20 protein-coding genes are annotated in these 22,104 nt (G+C 39.4%); 19 read left to right on the top strand and 1 reads right to left on the bottom strand.

Annotated features, from left to right (window positions below; all coding sequences use genetic code 11):
• Window positions 1–326 precede the first annotated feature (326 nt).
• The 19 genes from NYQ66_RS21305 to glyA all read left to right on the top strand — a co-directional run bounded on the left by NYQ66_RS21305 (window position 327) and on the right by glyA (window position 20,305).
• Window positions 327–1,937: a CTP synthase gene (locus NYQ66_RS21305; protein WP_259872461.1), complete on the top strand. Its 1,611-nt coding sequence runs from the start codon at window positions 327–329 to the stop codon at window positions 1,935–1,937.
• 321 nt (window positions 1,938–2,258) lie between these two features.
• A complete protein-coding gene (locus NYQ66_RS21310) occupies window positions 2,259–2,627 on the top strand; it encodes a response regulator (protein ID WP_259872463.1) in 369 nt (122 codons plus the stop codon).
• 262 nt (window positions 2,628–2,889) lie between these two features.
• On the top strand, window positions 2,890–3,744 hold the full coding sequence (locus NYQ66_RS21315; protein ID WP_259872464.1) for a class II fructose-bisphosphate aldolase: 855 nt from the start codon (window positions 2,890–2,892) through the stop codon (window positions 3,742–3,744).
• 765 nt (window positions 3,745–4,509) lie between these two features.
• A complete protein-coding gene (locus tag NYQ66_RS21320) occupies window positions 4,510–5,796 on the top strand; it encodes a UDP-N-acetylglucosamine 1-carboxyvinyltransferase (RefSeq protein WP_259872466.1) in 1,287 nt (428 codons plus the stop codon).
• Window positions 5,797–6,447: 651 nt separating this feature from the next.
• Window positions 6,448–7,740: a transcription termination factor Rho gene (rho, locus tag NYQ66_RS21325; RefSeq protein ID WP_259872470.1), complete on the top strand. Its 1,293-nt coding sequence runs from the start codon at window positions 6,448–6,450 to the stop codon at window positions 7,738–7,740.
• Between the two features lie 650 nt (window positions 7,741–8,390).
• Window positions 8,391–8,636, top strand: a complete 246-nt coding sequence (locus NYQ66_RS21330; RefSeq protein WP_259872473.1) for a type B 50S ribosomal protein L31 — start codon at window positions 8,391–8,393, stop codon at window positions 8,634–8,636.
• A 384-nt stretch (window positions 8,637–9,020) separates the two neighbouring features.
• Window positions 9,021–9,641, top strand: coding sequence for a thymidine kinase (locus NYQ66_RS21335; protein ID WP_259872476.1), 621 nt, complete (start codon window positions 9,021–9,023; stop codon window positions 9,639–9,641).
• Between the two features lie 135 nt (window positions 9,642–9,776).
• Window positions 9,777–10,142: a hypothetical protein gene (locus tag NYQ66_RS21340; RefSeq protein WP_259872478.1), complete on the top strand. Its 366-nt coding sequence runs from the start codon at window positions 9,777–9,779 to the stop codon at window positions 10,140–10,142.
• A gap of 95 nt (window positions 10,143–10,237) precedes the next feature.
• Complete coding sequence (prfA, locus tag NYQ66_RS21345; protein ID WP_259872479.1) at window positions 10,238–11,308, top strand: peptide chain release factor 1; 1,071 nt, start codon at window positions 10,238–10,240, stop codon at window positions 11,306–11,308.
• 1 nt (window position 11,309) lies between these two features.
• Window positions 11,310–12,167 (top strand): peptide chain release factor N(5)-glutamine methyltransferase, encoded by an 858-nt coding sequence (gene prmC / locus NYQ66_RS21350; protein WP_259872499.1) that lies wholly within the window; start codon window positions 11,310–11,312, stop codon window positions 12,165–12,167.
• Between the two features lie 307 nt (window positions 12,168–12,474).
• Window positions 12,475–13,131 (top strand): stage II sporulation protein R, encoded by a 657-nt coding sequence (gene spoIIR, locus NYQ66_RS21355; RefSeq protein ID WP_407652139.1) that lies wholly within the window; start codon window positions 12,475–12,477, stop codon window positions 13,129–13,131.
• A gap of 69 nt (window positions 13,132–13,200) precedes the next feature.
• Window positions 13,201–13,647: a hypothetical protein gene (locus NYQ66_RS21360; RefSeq protein ID WP_259872483.1), complete on the top strand. Its 447-nt coding sequence runs from the start codon at window positions 13,201–13,203 to the stop codon at window positions 13,645–13,647.
• Between the two features lie 303 nt (window positions 13,648–13,950).
• On the top strand, window positions 13,951–14,994 hold the full coding sequence (locus NYQ66_RS21365) for an L-threonylcarbamoyladenylate synthase (protein ID WP_259872485.1): 1,044 nt from the start codon (window positions 13,951–13,953) through the stop codon (window positions 14,992–14,994).
• A gap of 230 nt (window positions 14,995–15,224) precedes the next feature.
• Window positions 15,225–15,779: a manganese efflux pump MntP gene (locus NYQ66_RS21370; RefSeq protein ID WP_259872488.1), complete on the top strand. Its 555-nt coding sequence runs from the start codon at window positions 15,225–15,227 to the stop codon at window positions 15,777–15,779.
• Window positions 15,780–15,982: 203 nt separating this feature from the next.
• Window positions 15,983–16,597 (top strand): low molecular weight protein arginine phosphatase, encoded by a 615-nt coding sequence (locus NYQ66_RS21375; RefSeq protein ID WP_259872489.1) that lies wholly within the window; start codon window positions 15,983–15,985, stop codon window positions 16,595–16,597.
• 31 nt (window positions 16,598–16,628) lie between these two features.
• Entirely contained in the window at window positions 16,629–17,924 is a 1,296-nt protein-coding gene (locus tag NYQ66_RS21380; protein ID WP_259872491.1) for a methyl-accepting chemotaxis protein, read from the top strand.
• 30 nt (window positions 17,925–17,954) lie between these two features.
• Window positions 17,955–18,395, top strand: coding sequence for a ribose 5-phosphate isomerase B (gene rpiB / locus NYQ66_RS21385; protein WP_259872493.1), 441 nt, complete (start codon window positions 17,955–17,957; stop codon window positions 18,393–18,395).
• 12 nt (window positions 18,396–18,407) lie between these two features.
• A complete protein-coding gene (locus NYQ66_RS21390; RefSeq protein ID WP_259872494.1) occupies window positions 18,408–18,980 on the top strand; it encodes a TIGR01440 family protein in 573 nt (190 codons plus the stop codon).
• 89 nt (window positions 18,981–19,069) lie between these two features.
• Window positions 19,070–20,305 carry a serine hydroxymethyltransferase gene (gene glyA / locus NYQ66_RS21395; RefSeq protein ID WP_259872495.1) on the top strand — a complete coding sequence of 412 codons (1,236 nt, stop codon included), beginning with the start codon at window positions 19,070–19,072 and terminating at the stop codon, window positions 20,303–20,305.
• Between the two features lie 705 nt (window positions 20,306–21,010).
• On the opposite strand, the gene NYQ66_RS21400 is transcribed toward glyA, so the two are convergent.
• Window positions 21,011–22,104, bottom strand: a 1,094-nt coding sequence (locus tag NYQ66_RS21400; RefSeq protein ID WP_259870444.1) for an IS110 family RNA-guided transposase, incomplete at its 5' end; no start/stop codon positions are given.

A 22,104-nucleotide genomic window follows, 5' to 3' on the forward strand; every position in this document is an offset into this window, starting at 1 on the left:
TAAAATGCAAATTGGGCTCTATCATTTAATTTTTATGAGTAATAAGCGTTCCCCTATTGCTGGGGAGCGCTTTTTTTGTTTTACGTTACGAAAGTATAAAATTTTTGCTAGAAGTCTTTCGACGTAGTGGAAATTTTTAGGGTGCAAAGTATAAGAAAAAAGGGCCTAGGTCATCTCTTTAGGCACTTGCACATTCACAAAAAGACGTGAATGCGAGTTTTTCTAATTACATTATTTTCGATAGATCGCTTTTACACGCATGATTTAAGTAGTTTTTTTCCAATACTAAATTCAAATAATTATAAGAAAAGAAAGAGGGATAATCGGTGACGAAATATATCTTTGTAACAGGTGGGGTGGTTTCCTCCATTGGGAAAGGAATCGCAGCAGCATCATTAGGACGATTACTAAAAAATAGAGGATTAAAAGTAACCATTCAAAAATTTGATCCATACATCAACGTTGATCCTGGGACGATGAGTCCGTATCAGCACGGCGAAGTATTTGTAACAGAAGATGGTGCGGAGACAGATTTGGATCTTGGTCATTATGAACGCTTTATCGACATTAACTTAAGCAAGTATAGTAACATCACGACAGGTAAAGTGTACTCCACTGTTATTAAGAAGGAGCGTCGTGGCGATTACCTTGGTGGAACAGTGCAAGTAATCCCCCATATCACAAATGAAATCAAGGAAAAAGTTTTCCAAGCAGGGAAACAAACAAATGCAGACGTTGTTATTACAGAAATTGGTGGAACCGTTGGAGATATAGAATCTTTACCATTCTTAGAAGCAATTCGCCAAATTAAAAGTGATATTGGAAAAGAAAACGTCATGTACATTCACTGTACATTAGTACCGTATATCAAAGCAGCTGGTGAACTGAAAACAAAACCAACGCAACATAGTGTAAAAGAGTTGCGTTCACTTGGTATTCAACCAGATGTGATTATTTTACGTACCGATATGGCGATAAGCGATGAAATGAAAGAAAAAATCGCATTGTTCTGTGATATTGATAAAAAAGCGGTAATTGAATCAAGAGATGCAGAAACGCTTTACCATATTCCACTAGCGCTACAAGAGCAACATTTAGATCAACTTACTTGTGATCATTTTGGATTAGATTGTGGACAAGCAGATATGACCGAGTGGAATGAACTGGTTGCGAGTGTGCAGAACCTAACCAAAAAAGTAACGATAGGACTTGTTGGAAAATACGTAGAGTTGCCAGATGCATATATCTCCGTTGTAGAAGCGCTTAAGCACGCAGGATATGCGTTTGATGCAGATATAGAAGTGCGTTGGATTAATGCAGAGCAGTTAAATAAAGATAATGTAGCGGAACAATTAAACGGAGTAGATGGCGTCCTCGTACCTGGTGGCTTTGGCGACCGTGGTATTGAAGGTAAAATCGAAGCGACACGATATGCTAGAGAAGAAAAGATACCATTCCTTGGTATTTGTCTTGGCATGCAGTTAGCTACTGTTGAATTTGCCCGTAATGTGGTTGGTTTAGAAGGAGCACATTCAGCTGAATTTGATCCGGAAACTCCATACCCAATTATTGACCTTCTGCCTGAACAAAAAGATGTATCTGACTTAGGTGGAACACTTCGTTTAGGTGTGTACCCTTGCCGTCTAAAAGAAGGTACAAAAACAAGAGAAGTGTACAATGATGAAGATGTTATTTATGAGAGACACCGTCATCGTTTTGAATTTAATAATCAGTTTAGAGATCAAATGGAGGAAGCTGGATTCGTATTCTCTGGAACAAGCCCTGATGGACGCTTAATTGAAACGATAGAAGTGACAGATCACCCTTGGTTTGTAGCGTCTCAATATCACCCTGAGTTTAAATCTAGACCAAACCGTCCGCAACGCTTGTTTTATGGATTTATTGGTGCTTCCGTTCAATCAAAAGATAGCAACTAAAATGGAAACTCTTATTTGTTATGCAAATAAGAGTTTTTCAATTTCAATACAGAAAAGGTGAAAAAAATCATTTTTTATGTTTTATAGTTGGACAGAAGGGGTAAGAAAGGATTAGCTTCATAGAAGGGATGAGGTTGTCTTTACACATGTTTTTACAGATAATCGGAGTTTTTTTTTTCTATTAGCAGGAAGTAATCAGTTACTTCTAGAATAATCAAATTTAGTTATTATATTTTGGCTATTTTTAAGTAACTTATTACCTATATTCGACTATAACTATATGCATAAATAGAGTGTGAAAAGGGAAGGGAAGGGTAATGAATGATGGGGAAAAGGGTAATGATCGTAGATGATCAAATAGGAATTCGCTTATTACTAGAAGAAATTATTAAAAGTGAAGGGCATGCCGTTACTGCTTGTGAAAATGGTAAAGAGGCCTTTGATAAAATAAATAAGGAAGCTCCTGATCTACTCGTAGTTGATTATAAACTACCCATTATGGATGGATACGCCTTAATAAAAAGCTTAGAAGAGCAAGGAACGAATATTCCCACCATTTTAATGAGTGGATTAGCTGATGAAGCTTCTAAAAAATGTGAAGGACTTTCCACGGTCAAAAATATATTTGCAAAGCCTTTTAATGTGGAAGACGCACGTGAGACGATCAATCGCTTATTACTAGAAAAATAATTCATAAATTATACATAAAATGTTCAAACTTTAGTTTTACTAGACGAGATATAACGATTTTCTAAGGAGATAAACATGCATAATTTATATGCATGTTTTCTTTTTTGTGACAAATAACTATATAGAAAAGAAGAAAACACAAGAAGAAAACGCTTACTATTTCTACATCTGTTGCACCTTTGACGAGTAGTTGGTATTCTTATACTATTGACGAAGGAAATAATATTTTGTCATTTTTGTATAGTTAAAAGGAGGAAATATCATGCCATTAGTTTCAATGAAAGAAATGCTTGATACTGCTAAAGCTAACAGCTATGCTGTAGGTCAGTTTAACATCAACAACTTGGAGTACATCCAAGCAATCCTACAAGCTGCAGAAGAAGAAAAATCTCCAGTAATCCTTGGTGTATCTGAAGGCGCTGGAAAATATATGGGTGGTTATGGCGTAGTAGTAGCTATGGTTAAATCACTTATGGAAGCATACGGTACAACTGTACCAGTTGCGATCCACTTAGACCACGGTTCAAGTTTCGAAGCTTGTGCAAAAGCAATTCATGCAGGATTCACTTCTGTAATGATCGATGCTTCTCATGACCCATTCGAACAAAACATTGCAACTACTTCTAAAGTAGTAGAACTTGCACACTTCCACGGTGTATCTGTTGAGGCAGAGCTTGGAACAGTTGGTGGACAAGAAGATGACGTTGTTGGTGACATCATCTATGCTGACCCTAAAGAGTGTCAAGAACTAGTTGAGCGTACTGGTATCGACTGTCTTGCTCCAGCATTAGGTTCTGTACACGGTCCTTACAAAGGCGAACCAAACCTAGGCTTCAAAGAAATGGAAGAAATCGGAGCTGCTACTGGATTACCATTAGTACTTCACGGTGGAACTGGTATTCCATTAAAAGATATCCAAAAAGCGATCTCTTACGGAACTTCTAAAATCAACGTGAACACAGAAAACCAAATTCAACAAGCTGCAAAAGTTCGCGAAGTATTAGAAGCTAATCCTAACATGATCGACCCACGTAAATACTTAGGACCTTCACGCGATGTGATTAAAGAAACAGTAATCGGCAAAATGCGCGAATTCGGTTCTGCAGGTAAAGCGTAAGCATATAGCATAAGTTTTGAAAAACCCAAATCGGTCTGATTTGGGTTTTTTCTTTGGTTTTTTTGCTTTTGACAGTTAGGCAATTGTTTTTCCTACCTAGCATGTCAAATCGCCTGATCTTTTGACAGTTAGGCAATTGTTTTCCTACCAAGCATGTCAAATCGCCCTCGCTTTTGACAGTTAGGCAATTGTTTTTCCTACCAAGCATGTCAAATCGCCCTCGCTTTTGACAGTTAGGCAATTGTTTTCCTACCAAGCATGTCAAATCGCCCTCGCTTTTGACAGTTAGGCAACTGTTTTCCTACCAAGCATGTCAAATCGCCTGATCTTTTCTGAAGCTAAGCCTATGTATTTGATGGAAAAGCCTATTATTAGATCCGATTGAGATACGCTAGTGATAGCTAGAGCGAAATCCACACACAATATTTCTTCAACCTCCCATTTATACACCAAAGATTTTCCACTCTCACTAAGACCTCCAATATAGATTCCAGCCAAATTCATCGTTTGACTAGCTTGTATGTACAAAAGCCTTTATAATAAATATAATTGTTGCTTTTTATAACAAAATCATAAAAGTCAGGGGCCTAGTAGGACATTTGAATCATTGCTTCAAAGGTCGTCTTATGGCACTGTTAATTACAGCAACATTCAATTAGTGAAAATAAAAGCAACGAAAATGTATAAAAATTAAATTGTATTGTTTTGGTAAATATGTGCAAACTAGCAAGTGAAAGGATTTACCTTAAAAGTGAGGAGTTCCATATGCAAAAAATACTCGTACAAGGTGGCAATCCTCTGAACGGTAAAGTTAGGATTAGCGGAGCCAAAAATAGTGCAGTAGCGTTAATACCTGCTGCTATATTAGCTGATTCGAAAGTAATCATCGAAGGGTTGCCCGAAATTTCAGATGTTGATACGTTAAGCGATTTGTTGGAAGAAATAGGTGGCACTGTTTCATGGAGAGGAAGAACCCTCCATATTGATCCTAGTCAAATGACTGCAATGCCATTGCCAAATGGAAAAGTCAAAAAGCTACGAGCATCTTATTACTTTATGGGTGCAATGTTAGGTCGATTTAAACAAGCTGTTATCGGATTACCAGGTGGATGCCATCTTGGTCCACGTCCAATTGATCAGCATATTAAAGGTTTTGAGGCGTTAGGTGCAAAAGTAACGAATGAACAAGGTGCAATCTATCTCCGTGCTGATGAATTAAGAGGAGCGAGAATTTATTTAGATGTAGTTAGTGTAGGTGCAACGATTAACATTATGCTTGCAGCTGTCAAAGCAAAAGGAAAAACGATTATCGAAAACGCTGCGAGAGAACCAGAAATCATTGATGTCGCTACGTTACTTACAAGTATGGGTGCGAAAATTAAGGGTGCAGGTACCGACGTGATTCGTATTGAGGGTGTGGATAGCTTAACAGGCTGTATGCACACGATTATTCCAGATCGAATTGAAGCTGGTACGTACACGATTATGGCTGCTGCACAAGGGGAAAAAGTGTTGATTGATAATGTTATCCCACAGCACTTAGAACCACTACTCGCGAAATTAAGAGAAATGGGTGTAAACATTGAAGAAGGGGAAGAACAATTACTTATTTCTTCAGGGAAAAAACTAAAAAGTGTAGATATTAAAACACTGGTTCACCCTGGTTTCCCGACCGATCTTCAACAACCTTTTACTTCACTATTAACGAGTGCAACCGGCACAGGCGTTGTCACAGATACGATTTATTCTGCCCGGTTTAAGCACATTGATGAACTTAGAAGAATGAATGCACAAATTAAAGTAGAAGGTGGTTCAGCCATCGTTTCCGGTCCTGTTCAATTAGAAGGTGCAAAAGTAAAAGCAAGTGACCTAAGGGCAGGTGCTGCACTCATTGTAGCTGGATTAATGGCTGATGGTATAACAGAAATAACGGGGCTTGAACATATTGATCGCGGATACGAACACTTAACAGAGAAACTAACAGAGCTAGGTGCAAATATTTGGCGCGAAGAAATGACACCAGAAGAAATAGAGCAATTCCAAAATTCTTAAATGATTAAGTGAAAGGAAGCCAACGCTATCGGCTTCCTTTTATCTATTCGATTAACCCTATCAAAAATGTGATTTTAAGTGATTGAATTGTAATAAAAATAAAAAATCACTGTACAATAATTAAATTTCATTTAAAATAGAGTTGAACAAATAGTTTGAAAAAGGTACGATAAAATAGGTTTAAATTTACGCCTATAGGGAATGTTTAGTAGTGAAACTTCCATTCTAGCTTTTGTCTTTCCTTCTTATTCTTCTAAGCACATGGTATGTAATAGTATTACTATGATGCTCCGCTAGAATACTTCACCAAATCTTGAACATTAGATACGCTAAACAATGATTTCAAGAATGATCCTTACCCAATAAGTACAGACAATAATTTCAAATACATCTTCGGGTTAAGGAAAAAGCTTTTCCTTGCATGTTCTCATCAGTTATTATTCAATCTTATTTCAAATTTTGACTAAAAAGTGGAGCAAGAAGTTGTGAGGGTGGACGAGATGTCTAACTTGATCACATATCCTTTATGCATTGGACGATTATTTGATTTGCTAGGATAGAAACATGAAACAGCATGCGAACGAATAAAGGCCGTAATTATTATTAAACGTACCGAACAAAAAAAGAAAATTAAATAGGTGTGGTGATCTTGTGTCAGAAGTAACAATATCTCAATTAGAAACAATGACTTTAAAGGACCTCTATGCAAAAGCAAGAGAGTTTAAAGTATCTTATTATGCAAAATTAACAAAGAAGGAACTTATCTTCTCGATCTTAAAAGCGCAGGCAGAAAAAAGCGGCTATTTGTTTATGGATGGAATTTTAGAAATAATCCAGTCAGAAGGTTTTGGCTTTTTACGCCCAATCAATTATTCTCCAAGTGCAGAAGACATTTATATATCTGCATCGCAAATTCGTCGTTTCGACCTTCGTAATGGGGATAAAGTATCCGGTAAAGTAAGACCTCCAAAAGAAAATGAAAGGTACTACGGGTTACTACACGTAGATGCAGTAAATGGAGAGAATCCAGAAGCGGCAAAAGAACGTGTTCACTTTCCTGCCTTAACGCCTTTATATCCTGATCGTATTATGAAATTAGAAACGGAAGATAGAAATTTATCAACACGTATCATGGACATTGTTACACCTGTTGGTTATGGACAACGTGGTTTAATTGTTGCTCCACCAAAAGCAGGTAAAACGATGCTACTTACACAAATTGCGAATAGCATTACGAAAAATCACCCGGATTCAAAGTTGATTATTTTATTAGTCGATGAACGTCCGGAAGAGGTAACAGACATTGAACGTTCTGTTGCACCAGATGTGGATGTTGTAAGTTCTACATTTGATGAGCTTCCAGAGAACCATATCAAAGTTTCCGAGCTTGTATTAGAGCGTGCAATGCGTCTTGTAGAGCATAAGAAAGATGTTATTGTGTTGATGGATAGTATCACACGACTTGCTAGAGCGTATAACTTAGTCATTCCTCCAAGTGGAAGAACGTTATCAGGTGGTATTGATCCAGCTGCATTCCACAGGCCGAAACGTTTCTTTGGTGCAGCAAGAAACATTGAAGAAGGTGGAAGTTTCACCATTCTTGCGACAGCATTAGTCGAGACAGGCTCTCGTATGGACGATGTTATTTATGAAGAATTTAAAGGTACAGGAAACATGGAGCTACACCTTGACCGTAACCTTGCACAACGTAGAATATTCCCTGCTATTGATATTTTACGTTCAAGCACACGTAAAGAAGAATTGCTTCTTCCTAAATCGCATCTGGATAAAGTATGGGCGATTCGTAAGTCCATGCAAGACTCTCCAGATTTCCTAGAACGTTTCCTAAGAAAACTACGTTCTACCAAAAACAACGAAGAATTCTTCGCCAACCTAGACGAAGAAATGAAACGCAAAGGAACAACACCGAGAAGATCACAATAATAAGCGATGTGCATACTTGTTTTTTTTGGATGAGTGCTAAATGACCGCTTCGGCAGAATACTTCGCTTTCCGCGGGGACCGGTGAGCCTCCTCGAACTACGTTCTCCGGGGTCTCACCTCTGGTCCTTGTTCCCGCAGGAGTCTCAGTATTCTGCCTACGCTTATTAGGCTTCCAGGCTGAAGTTCGTGTAACGACTTTATTTTTAAGAACTTCTCTCATGAAAAAGGGTTCTTCAATAAGTGTATATCCAATTATCGTTCACGGTGGTTATATGCTATAAAAAGTAATATAATTGTCTTTTTATGACGCAGTTACTAGCGAAACAAGTGAAATTGGCGACACTCCTACGGGAACAGCACGAGCTGAAGATCCACTCAGGAGTGAACTTTGCGACTGAGTTAGCTGAGGCCGTGCCCGTGGAAAGGGAGCCAATTTCACTTGTGCAGCGGGTGTTATATATATACTGCGTATAAACAAATTCAATAAGCCAATATAATAAGGAACTATTGGAAATAATCAACATGCTCTTGCAATCGAATTTTGACACTGTTATAATCTTTCTGTATGAAAAAAATATACTACCGTAGAAACGACTAGTATGATAATAACTCTGTTTCCAAGGGATTCAGGGCAAAAGGAGTGGAAAGACATGAAAGAAGCAATTCATCCGAATTACAGAAAAGTAGTATTCCAAGATACAAGTTCTGAATACAAATTTCTTACTGGATCTACAAAGTACTCTGAAGAGACTATTGAGTGGGAAGATGGAAACACATATCCATTGATCCGTGTTGAGATTAGCTCAGCATCTCACCCGTTCTACACAGGTAAACAAAAAGCCGACAAAGCTGGTGGCCGTGTGGACCGTTTCAAGAAAAAATACAATCTTGGTTAATATGCAAGCATGGGTATATACCCATATAGCTGCATAGAAGAAAGGTTTTGAACAAAACCTTATCAAGATGAAATAAACACTGGATTCTTTGTACAAAGAATCCAACAAGCAGGCAAATTGTCTATCGTTTGCCTGTTTTTTTACTTCATTTGACGGATGGACAAGTCCATCCGTTTTATTTATACATGAATATAGCGTAAGTTTATTGCCCAATTCGCAAAAGGACGAGCGAGTGCGAGTTTATCTAATAATATAGAGAAATAATGACAATTTTTTATAAGGGAATTTCAACATAAGTCTTTGATGATTAGGTTAACATTAAGGAAAAAGACTTCATGCGTAACCAAGCAGCTTTTGCCGAATGATCGAAGGGAGAGACCTTAAGTGCACATAATGAAACATAGTGGATGGATAGAATTAATATGTGGCAGCATGTTTTCTGGAAAGTCTGAAGAGTTAATTCGCCGTGTTAGACGAGCTACATATGGCAACTTAACAGTAAGAGTGTTTAAACCGGCTATTGATAGTCGATATTCCGAGGAATCTGTTGTTTCCCATAATGGAACATCGATTTTAGCAAGACCTTTAGACCGTGCGGAGGAAATATTGGAGCATGTTACAGATGATATTGATGTGATTGGCATTGACGAAGTACAGTTTTTTGATGCAAAAATTGTAGATGTTATTGAAGAACTTGCTAATCAAGGGCATCGTGTTATTGTGGCAGGCCTCGATACTGATTTTAGAGGGGAACCTTTTGGTGTAGTTCCTGAGATCATGGCGTTAAGTGAGTCTGTATCCAAATTAAATGCGATTTGCCCGTTATGCGGATCGCCGGCTAGTAGAACGCAGCGGTTAATTGATGGGAAGCCCGCTTCCTATGATGATCCGATCATTCTAGTAGGTGCTTCAGAAGCATATGAGCCGAGATGTCGTTATCATCATGAAGTCCCAAACAAACCGGGTATTTCAATTGCAAAAACAACAGCAAATGCTTCCAAGTAATTGCATTAAATAGTAAGGAGAAGAAAAACGTCTGCAGATGTTTTTCTTCTTTTTTAGATAAGGTCATCCTATCATAAACTGTCCAATTCATGGGTACGCTAAGACTAAAAGTACCTAATGAGGTGGCACAGTAAAATGCGATACATAAGTGTGTTAATTATTTTGGCAAGTTTTCTTGTGGCTTGTAATCAAAATGATCCGACCAATGAAAGTGTAACCGATGAAGGATATACACAATTGAATCAGCCTAGTGGTTCCATTGAATCTAGCCAAATAAAAGAATGGGATCAAGAAGTGGACACGGAGACAATTGAACATGCAGCAGAGCAGGTTCCCGATGTCGACGTCCGTTCTATACATATAAAAAATAACATGGCTACGGTTTATGTGAACGTAACGCGTGCAATGGATCAAAATGAAGAACACGATTGGGAAGAGACTGTATCATCCGCCATAAGAGGGATGATCCCTAGATACGACATAAAGGTTGTTGCCGATTAAGCATGTAGCATTTTGACGGAGTTTTTTTACTATACTATAATAGGACTGTTGGATAGAAGTGTAAACTTCTGTTGAAAGAGGAAGAGGTGGACGTAATGCTAGATAGATTACAATCGTTAGAAGATCGTTATGACAAGTTAAATGAGTTATTAAGTGATCCAGATGTCATTAGCGATACAAAAAAACTAAGAGAATATTCCAAGGAACAATCTGACCTAGAAGATATTATTCAAGCATACCGAGAATATAAAGAAGTTACATCGGAATTAGATGATGCAAAAGTAATGCTCGAAGATAAATTAGATAATGACATGTATGAAATGGTGAAAATGGAGATCAGTGAGTTACAAGAAAAGAAGGTCGAGTTAGAAGAAAGATTAAGAATCCTTCTGTTGCCAAAAGATCCGAATGACGACAAGAACGTTATCATGGAAATCCGAGGTGCTGCGGGTGGAGATGAAGCAGCTTTGTTTGCTGGTGATTTATATCGGATGTACTCCAGATATGCGGAATCACAAGGCTGGAAGCTAGAAGTAATGGAAGCGAACTCAACGGGTGTTGGGGGATATAAAGAAATCATTTTCATGATCAATGGTAAAGGTGCCTATTCAGCATTTAAATATGAAAATGGTGCCCACCGCGTACAGCGTGTGCCTGAAACAGAATCAGGTGGCCGTATCCACACGTCTACTGCAACTGTCGTATGTTTGCCAGAAGTAGAAGAAGTTGAAGTAGATATTCATGAAAAAGATATCCGTGTCGATACGTTTACATCAAGCGGACCTGGCGGACAGAGTGTTAACACGACAATGTCAGCTGTTCGTTTAACGCACGAGCCAACAGGTATTGTTGTTTCGATGCAGGATGAAAAATCACAAATCAAGAACAAAGAAAAAGCGATGAAAATTTTACGTTCTCGTATTTATGATAAGTTCCAACGAGAAGCGCAAGCCGAATATGATCAAACAAGAAAATCTGCGGTTGGTACCGGCGATCGCTCCGAGCGTATTCGCACGTACAATTTTCCACAAAACCGTGTTACCGATCACCGTATTGGGTTAACCATTCAAAAACTAGACCAAATCCTAGAAGGTAAAATGAGTGAAGTGATCGATGCATTAATTATGGAAGAGCAAGCGAAGAAAATGGAGCAAATTGGTGAGTAACATGAAGCCAATGAAAATACACGAAGCCCTCCGTTGGGCTTCTCTTTTTTTAGCAGACAATAATAGAGAAGAACGCGTAGCGGAAATATTGTTATTACACCATCTCGGCCTAACCAAACCACAGATGCTAATGGCCTTAAGAGACCCAATTGCGGAAGATGCCCAAGAGCGATTTATTCAAGATGTAGAAGCACACGCATCGACGGGTATCCCTGTCCAGCATTTGACTGGGGTAGAGATGTTTTATGGAAGAACATTTGCTGTGGATAACCATGTGTTGATCCCGAGGCCAGAGACAGAGGAACTCATTGTAGGAGTACTAGCATATATAGACAGATTTCCAGAACCAGTCTCTGTGGTTGACCTTGGTACAGGAAGTGGAATTATTGCGGTCACCCTTAAACTAGAGAAGCCTTCCTTGGATGTTTCCGCGAGTGATCTATCGGAAGAAGCTCTGCAAGTGGCTAGACGTAACGCTGATGCTCTAGAAGCAGACATCAACTTTTATCAAGGGGATTTTCTCACTCCGTTGATCGAAACAGAGAAAACTGTGGATATCATTGTGTCTAATCCACCCTACATTCCTTTCTCGGATGAAAATAGTTTAAGTGATACAGTAAAAAACCATGATCCAAGGCTCGCTCTTTTTGCAGAGGATAATGGTTTAGCCGCTTATCAACAGATTATTCACAATGCCCACCATGTATTGAATAAACCAGGCTTACTCGCTTTCGAAATTGGTTATCAACAGGGTGAATCGGTAAGCTCTCTGATTAAACAAGCATTTCCATCTAGTGAAGTAGAGGTTCGCAAAGATATTAACGGTAAAGATAGAATGGTTTTTGGGTTTATACAGTAAAAAGAAACGGCATCGCAACTAGAGGTTGTGGTGCTTTTTTGTTAACAAAACTGGTGAATTCAGTGAGTTTCTAGCATAATTCAGTAACTTTCTCGTATTATTCAGTTAGTTAACCTATTTATTCAGTGACTTACCCACATAATTCAGTCTCTTCACCCAATAATCCAGTAACTCACCTGACAATCCGTAATCTTAATCACAGCTTTTCCACATATCCCACAAAAGAAAATAAAAAAATACTAGATTACAAGTTTAAAAGAGAAACAACCCGACCATACTGTGGATATCAGTAATTAAGGGGGAAGGAATTATGAAACGTTATATTCTAGCATTTTTTACTTTTTTATTATTATTCGGTGCATTTCCTGCGAAAGGGTTTAGTTTAGGAGAAAATCAACAACGGTTTACAGATTCAGAGTATCAGGTAATCCCTGATGATGCGATTCGTTTACGTATTTTAGCAAATAGTGATAAAGACGACGATCAAGAGCTTAAGCGTCAAATCCGTGATGTTGTCAACAAAGAGATTACAAAATGGGTAGAGGATGTAACGGAGATCGAACAAGCGCGAGAAATGATCCAAGATCGTTTAGATGATATCGAAGCTATTGTGGAATCAGAATTAGAAGCAAAAGGATTAGACTATACGTATAAAGTCGAATACGGAAAGAACGTTAATTTTCCAACGAAAGTGTACGGTGAATATATATATCCAGCAGGTGAATATGAGGCAATCCTTATTTCATTAGGAGAAGCAAAAGGTGCCAACTGGTGGTGCGTCCTATTCCCGCCATTATGCTTCCTAGACTTCTCAAATGGATCAAGTGTAGCGGAAGAGGAACCTGAAGAAAAAGAAAAGAAAAAAGAAGAAAAACAAGAAGATGAGAAGAAATTTGTAGCAGAAGAAGAACCAGAAGAGGAAGAAGTAGAGTTTAAATTCTTTTTTATGAAATGGTTTAGCTAAAATCTATCATATCCACACTCTATGAATCATAGATTAGACATAACAAGAGATTAATAGGGAGTGGTTAGAATGAAACTTGTAAGTACGGCGAATATAGAAGAGTCGGTTTTAAGAGATTTTTTTGAAGGAAAATGGGATGCGTTTGAAGATCAACAAACTTTAAAAGCATACGGCTATTTTGTGGAAATAAACGAGCAATATAAAGCGTATTTTGCATTGGCTCCAGTACAGGCTAGTGCATATTGGTTGAAAAGTTTATACATAAAGGATGGCGCGCCTTCTTCTTTACCACTAGCCATTATCGAGTCATCCATTACGCTAGCAAGGGAGAAAAAAGGTGCGCATGTACTTATCCACAGTCATCAACAGGCGCTTGACGCACTACTAGAAGCATTACAATTTGAAAATCAGTCTACACCTGCATTTGCCGAGGACATTCCTGAATTGCCTGCTGGTAAGTGGTGGAAAACATCAGTGGAAAAACCGGTACATGTTAACGCAAATGGCTTTCATTAACAAAGTTATTAACACCTGTGTATAACTATTGTGGATAACCTGTGTGTTCGTGTGAATATCCTGTGGAAGACTAGATAAATCATCTCTAGCTAAAGGATATCGATGATTTTTAGGCAAATTAATCTTAAGTAAAATAGGTGCTTATTTTTACGCAAAAATAATAAAATATAAAGAAAAATAGAGAAACTCTTTGTCTAGCGTACTTTTTGGCAGAGAGTTTTTTTCGTTTAAGATGCTTGCGAAAAAGGACAGGACCTTTCATAATGTGGATAACGTGTTGATAACAGGTAGAAGGAGTTAACTATGGGAAAAGAAACAATGTATTGGAAAATAAATGAGCATTTACAAAAAAGCGAGCATGCGATGAAAGAAGCGGCGATGCTTTTAAATAAACAGGAAGTAGTCGCATTTCCGACAGAGACAGTCTATGGACTCGGTGCAAATGCATTAAGCGAGGAAGCTGTTTCGAAAATATTTGAAGCGAAAGGTCGCCCGTCAGATAATCCGCTGATCGTGCATGTAGCCGACGAAAGTGAAATAGAAAACTATGTAACAGAAATACCAACTGTTGCAAAAAAACTCATCCGCGCCTTTATGCCAGGTCCGCTAACAGTAATTTTACATAGCAATGGAAAAATTGCACGCAATGTGACGGCCGGATTGGATACAGTGGGCGTAAGAATTCCAGACCACCCCGTTGCTCTGGAGCTGCTACGAACAGCAAACTTACCACTCGCTGCACCAAGTGCAAACGTGTCAGGAAAACCGAGCCCAACAAAAGCAGAGCATGTGCGACATGATTTAGATGGCAAGGTTGCCGGAATTCTCGACGGAGGAACAACAGGCGTCGGCCTAGAATCAACGGTGATCGATTGTACGGCGAAAATCCCAATCGTATTACGTCCTGGAGGCATAACGATAGAACAACTGCAGCAAGTGGTTGGTGATGTTATGGTTGACCCTGCTTTAATTCAAGCAAAAGATCAACCGAAAGCACCCGGGATGAAATACAATCATTATGAACCAGATGCCCCGCTTTGGTTGATTCAAGGTGACATCGATTTCTTTAAAGAACAAATCAATCTAGTAAAAGAACAAGGAAAAAAGGTTGGCGTAATGGCGAGTAAAGAGTTGGTGCAGCTTGTAGAGGCAGATTTGATAAAGCCCTGTGGATCACGCGAAGATCTAAAAGAGGTCGCCGTGCACCTATACGATACACTACGTGCTTTTAAAAAGGCAGATGTTGACGTCATTTTGTGCGAAGCATTTCCTACAACTGGAGTAGGACAGGCGATTATGAACCGCTTAGAAAAAGCAGCTTCGAGAAAAATAGTGCAAGATAGCTAGTTCCAGGTCGGCGAAGAGTTCATAGCATTGCAGTGTCAGTCGTTAAACGGACATTTGTCCGCCAACACCGATAAAGAGGGGTTTTTCCTGAAAATAACGTACTACATGTCCGCCAAGAAAAAATCCCCTTGAACAAGTCAACAGGGAGCGCAAAAAAAGCTCCCACCAATCATAAACCCTCGTCCACGTGCATATAGTGAAATAGCATGTCCGTAGAGAGGGGTAATTTCATGTCAATGGCATATTTGGGGGAGTTTGTTTCCCTTACTTTTATGGCCATAGCACTAGGTATGGATGCATTTTCTGTTGGTTTAGGGATGGGGATGCAAGCGCTAAGGCTGAAGAGAATTTTTATCATTGGAGTAACGGTTGGAATATTCCATATAGCAATGCCGTTTTTAGGTATCTTAATCGGCAGTTTTATATCCACAAAATTAGAAGGATTTGCAATTATCGGTGGAGGACTTTTGCTATTTGGCCTTGGAGTTCAAATGGTTTTGAATTCTTTTAATCGGGAAGATAAAACGGTGATGAAACCAGTTGGGATCGGACTCATATTATTCGCGATAAGTGTTAGTCTAGATAGCTTTTCTGTTGGCCTTAGTTTAGGGATGTCTGGTGTGAAAACATTCCTTGCCTTAATTTTATTTGGTCTTGCAAGTATGGCTTTAACATGGACAGGCCTTCTTGTAGGAAAAAAAGCCCGGGGCCTGCTTGGTGTGTACAGTGAATTACTCGGTGGAAGTATTCTCTGTGGGTTTGGATTAAAAATAATATTTGGATAAAAGATAAATTAAAAGAAGCAGGGGTTGTGTACAACAAAAGTTGAAACACGACCCCTGCTTCTTTGTCGCGTGTCACGCATTGTGGTATAGTTTTTGACATAGAGATGTGTTTCAATATTTGATTCGCACGTAAAAGTAACATGCTACATAGGCATAACATAGAATCATTCACCATGATCAATCCTATATGGAGGTGTACGTCGTTGAACATATTATTTGTTTGTACTGGAAATACATGCCGAAGTCCGATGGCGGAGGCTTTATTAAAAAAGAAATCAACAGCTAACGTAAAATCAGCAGGTATCTATGCTGGACCAGGGCACATGGCTTCACAAGGAACAATGGAAGCACTGCGAGAAAAAGGTATTGCACTTAATCATCAGTCCCAACCAGTATCGGTTAATTTAATTGAATGGGCAGACCTTGTCTTAACAATGACATCAAGCCATAAACAAGCGTTAGCATTACAATATCCAACCTATAATGATAAACTATTTACATTAAAGGAATATGTCCATCAAGATGAGGATAATGCAATTTGGAAAGAGCTAAAACAGGCCTATGCGCAAATGGAAGATAAGCGAGCTGCTTTTATCTCGAAAAGAGGTAAAGAGCTAGATCCGAATGAAATGGATCAAGCACTTTATGATCATTTGCGAACGGAGATCAGTGATATACAAGTGCTCGAAATGAAGCTACCTAGTTATGATATCTCGGATCCATTTGGAGGAGATTTAGCAATCTATAAAAAAACTTTGGCAGAAATGGAAAAGTATGTTGAACTCCTAGCCAAAAAAATAGAAAATAGAGATAGTTGAAAAAAGAGAATACATCATAGGGGGAAAAGCAGTGGGGAGAGAAAGAGCTTTGAGTTTACGTGTGAAGCTAGTAATTTTCACTACATTACTAGCATTCATCACGTATTCTTGTAGTGCTGTTTTTATTTATTTTGTTTTTGAAAATGTAAAGGATCTCTTAAACATTTCCGAGCCGGTATTTGTGTTACTTACCTTACTTTTAGGCGTGATATGGTCGGGGATATTGGCCTTTTTCGCTTCAGGTTTTATAACAAAGCCATTAATTAAGCTAAAGAAAGCCGCATCAGAAGCCGCGGAAGGAAACTTACAACAAGAAATCAACGTTCCAAAATCGATGGATGAGATTGGTTTATTAACAGTTGCATTCAATAAAATGATGAATAACTTGAAAGAAGTGATTGGGAACATCGATTCTAATGCGGGAAAAACGAACGAAACGGTGCACGACCTAAAAAATGTTGCAACTCGTTCTGCGCAACAATCGGGCCTTATTGAACAAACTGTTACACAAATAGCTGCAGGTGCAGAGAGTTCCTCTACTTCCATGCAACAAATGGTAGAAGCGGTGGAAACGTCGACTGCGCTTGCAACAAAGGTACAAGAAAAAGCAACAACATCAAAAAACAGATCGTCTACGATGATAAAAGAGCTAGAAAACGGGAAAGAAGTTATACATAAGTTGATTGTTGGTGTGCAGGATCTAGCAGAAAGCCAGGAAGCATCCTTGGATGATGTCGATCGATTAGCTAAAAAAGCGGTGCAAGTAGGCGATGTTATCTCCATGGTTGGTGGCATTTCTGAACAGACTAACCTGTTAGCGTTAAATGCATCGATTGAAGCAGCTAGAGCAGGTGAGCATGGAAAAGGATTTGCGGTGGTAGCAGATGAAGTCAGACAATTGGCGGATCAAAGCTCACAAGCGGTACAAAATATAGCTGAACTAATCAACGATATGCAAATGGATGTACGTCAAGTAGTGGAGAAGATGACACAGCAAGTAACGAAGACACGTGAGGAAGCACGAAATGGCAAGCAAACAACAGCGGCGCTACAGCATATGTCACAATCGATCCATGAAGTAGTAACAACAATAGAGGATATATCCGAGCTAGTTGCTAAACAATTAGGTGAAATCCAATCTACTGTAGAACAAGCGCAAGAGGTATCTGCAATTGCACAACAAACATCAGCTGGAACACAACAGATGAGTGCGTCGATTCAAGAACAGACGGCAGTCACCGAACATCTTGAGGAACTGGCGATTTCACTTGAAGACCAAGCAGAAAGATTAAGAAAACATATAAAGCGATTTACGTTAGCAAGTTAAACTAAAATAACCCAAAAGGAGCATCCGTATATGAAAATCGTATTAGCATCAGACCACGGTGGTATTAATTTATCAAAAGAAATAGCAGACTTATTAACAGAGTTAAATATTGAATTTGAAGACATTGGCTGTAATTGTGCAGACTCGGTAGATTACCCGGACTATGGTATTCCTGCTGCGGAAAAAGTAGCAAATGGAGAAGCAGACCGAGGTATTTTAATATGTGGTACAGGAATTGGAATGTCGATCGCTGCAAATAAAGTAAAAGGCATTCGTTGTGCATTAGTGCATGACGTATTTAGTGCAAAAGCAACAAGAGAACATAACGACTCGAACATGCTTGCAATGGGTGAGCGTGTAATCGGACCTGGTTTGGCTAGAGAAATTGTCCAAACATGGTTAGGTACAGAATTCCTTGGTGGTCGTCACGCAAACCGTATTGGAAAAGTAGCAGATTACGAAAACAAGTAAGCGTTGAAAGGGATGTTAGACGTGGACCAGGTACAAGTGCACATGGAGGCAATCGTAGATGAATGGATCTCTAGCGGCTATCTGAACAAAGGTGATCTATTCGTAGTCGGCTGTTCAACGAGTGAAATCGCTGGCGAACATATCGGAACGTCCGGAAGTGAAGAAATTGCTTCAATTCTATTTGATCAAATGACGCGCCTGCAAAAAGAAACAGGCGTACAACTTGCATTTCAATGCTGCGAGCATCTAAACAGAGCGCTAGTTGTTGAAAAAGAAACGATGGATCGATACCGTTATGAACAAGTGAGCGCCATTCCTGTCCGAAAAGCCGGCGGATCCATGGCCGCTCATGCGTACAAGCATTTGCAAAATCCTGTTTTAGTTGAAAAAATAGAAGCACATGCAGGAATTGATATTGGCGAGACGTTAATTGGCATGCATATCAAACGTGTAGCCGTTCCACTACGCTTAAATCAAAGATTTGTGGGGAATGCAAGAGTTAACGCAGCGCGGACAAGACCTAAGTTAATTGGGGGAGAGCGCGCGGTATATAGGATGGAAACAGAACAAGGGCACTGTGAATAGGATGGACGTACTCAGGTTTGCAAAGGGCATGAACATCTTTCAAATATAGTGGTCACTGATCACAAAAAAAGCACAAGGGGGCAATACTAGTGGAGCACGTGAAACAAAATGATTTGGAACTTTTTCAAGCAATTGAGGATGAAAGAAATCGTCAAAATGACAAGATTGAGCTTATTGCATCTGAGAATTTTGTATCACAAGCAGTAATGGAAGCGCAGGGGTCTGTGTTAACAAACAAATATGCAGAGGGATACCCGGGCCGTCGTTACTATGGTGGTTGTGAATATGTAGACGTTGCCGAAAACTTAGCGCGCGACCGTGCCAAACAATTATTTGGTGCAGATCATGTAAACGTTCAGCCGCATTCTGGTGCACAAGCGAACATGGCTGTGTATTTCACTGTTTTAGAAGCAGGGGATACAGTGCTAGGTATGAACTTAAGTCACGGTGGACACTTAACACATGGCAGTCCAGTTAACTTCAGTGGAAAGCTATACAACTTCGAAGAGTATGGTGTCGACAAAGACACAGAGCAACTCGATTACGATGCTATATTAGAAAAAGCGAAGCAAGTAAAACCTAAGCTAATCGTTGCAGGTGCTAGCGCTTACCCGCGTACAATTGACTTTAAAAGATTCCGTGAAATTGCGGATGAAGTTGGTGCATACTTAATGGTTGATATGGCGCATATCGCAGGACTTGTTGCAGCAGGATTACACCCAGACCCAGTTCCACATGCCCATTTTGTAACAACAACGACACACAAAACATTGCGCGGACCTCGTGGCGGGATGATCATGTGCCAAGAAGAATTCGCAAAGCAAATTGATAAAACAGTATTCCCAGGCATGCAAGGTGGCCCTTTAATGCATGTAATCGCTGCAAAAGCAATGGCATTTAAAGAAGCGCTCCAAGATGATTTCAAAGTGTATGCACAGAACATTATCGATAACGCGAAACGATTCGGTGAAGCTTTACAAAAAGAAGGCATTCGTGTCGTTTCGGACGGTACGGACAACCACCTTTTATTATTAGATGTTCGTGGCTTAAACCTGACTGGTAAAGTAGCGGAAGCAGTGTTAGATGATGTTGGAATCACAACAAATAAAAACACAATCCCATTTGATCCAGAAAGCCCATTTGTAACAAGTGGTGTGCGAGTTGGAACAGCTGCTGTGACTTCCCGTGGATTTGGCCTAGAAGAGATGGACGAAATCGGATCCATCATCGCCTTTGCCCTAAAAAATCACGAAGATGAAGCGAAACTAGCAGAAGCACGCACACGCGTCAAAGCACTAACAGATAAATTCCCATTATATCAGTAAAAAACACAATCCCTTGTCCAGACAATACGCTCGACAAGGGGTTTTTGTGTGGGTGGAACGTTTGATTGTTGGTTAATCTTGTGAAACTCCTCTAGTGAATTTAGCTTGTATTCACTTTCAGTAAGAGAATTTTATTACGATTCATTATGCTAGTGGAGGAAATACACGGAGACTGATATGAACGAAACTGTCAAGCCCCACTCACACTTATTAAAATATCGGGTTTTTGTGCAACCTTAAATTAAGAGTCTTTTACGGCTCTTTTTTCATTTATGAAGCAGTAACTGCTACAATATTTCCTTCTTCTTAGCTTGCCAACACTTCCTCAATGCTTCAATTGGTTGTCAAGTGCTTTCCTTGACTACCAATTGAAGCATTGAGATCCTCGTGAAAGCTAAGAATAATAAATCTATATTTATCCCCTTTCTTTAATTTATAAAGAAGATAAATACACGGCACGAAGGCAAAAATCTCTACTCCGATGAGCATACTGATATCCGTGGGTTGTCACATTTTATCGTTCCGTCTGAGGAGCTATCACGAACTCCTGGCGTGCGTTCACCGAGTCATTCTTATGGCTAGCACAAGTCTCCGTCGTGTGTTCTCCTCTACGGTTTTTACCTTTGCCTTCGAGCCCTATATTTATTTCCTTTTAATCATTTCTCTTCCTGCTTATTTGCCCATGTGCCCATTGTCAAAAGAACATCAACTTTTATTAGATCCATAAGTAGATTCGTTGGCAATTGCCCAAATAAAACCTGCCAATTCTCTCGCTACGGCTGTTATAGCTTTTCCACTTTCTTTTCCGCGCCCTAGTAGGCGGAAGTACTTTGTATGCAAGCGATTTTGAGCTTTCCATGAGATTCCTAAAACATTTGTAGGATGGTCCTTTTGTCGCTTTTTCAATTCTCCTTTGACTGCAGGCTGGTATCTATAGCTCCACGCAGCCTCTATTAAAAGTTTCCGAACATGTCTATTACCTGTCTTGGTTATCTCTCCTAGTTTTCGTGTTGAACCACTAGAATTTTCACTAGGCACCAGTCCAGTGTATGACATAAAATGTTGTGGTGTCAGAAATCGATCGAAAGAGCCTATCTCTGCAACCAAACTAGTAGCCGTGATCACTGCTACCCCTCTTAACGTCATAAGGGTTTGAATCATTGGGGCATGGGCTCCTTCTTTGGCTTGGTTCTCAATTTCTTTTTCTAGTATTTTTAGTCGTTGCTGAAATTCTTTCAGCTGTTGTAAATATTCTTGGAAAGCAATTCGAGATGGTGATCGATCAAATTTTAAGCTATTTAGCCAATCCCAATATTTCACTGTCCACTTCCTGGTGCCTTCAGGTGGCTTGATTTCATTTCTTAGTAGAAATTTTGTTAGTCTGTGTTTTGCTCTTAATTCGTCTTCTTTAACATCTTCACGAGCTCTAACTAAATCACGGAGTGCCTCATCATCTTCCGTTGGTACATAGATGGGGGTTAATTCTCCCGCACGATAAAGTGTGGCAAGTTTAAGAGCATCACGTTTATCGGTCTTTATTTTTTCTCCAGGTTTCCGTGGTATTAAAGATGGCGCAATTACTTCACATTCAATATCCATGCTCTTAAGGAGTCGATATAGTCCATATCCAGTTGGCCCAGCTTCGTAGCACACTCGTAGTTGATCAGCTCCTCCTAGTTTTTTTACTAAATGTCTAATTGCCTCAACAGTATAACTGATCATGCCTATATATCTCGCTTTAGTTCGTCCCTCATCCGCAACCGCTACTGCAATTTTGTCCTTTGATACGTCTAAACCTA

Origin of the sequence: Aquibacillus koreensis (genome assembly GCF_025154055.1) — a bacterium.
In the GTDB taxonomy this organism is placed as follows: Bacteria; Bacillota; Bacilli; order Bacillales; family Amphibacillaceae; genus Aquibacillus_C; species Aquibacillus_C koreensis.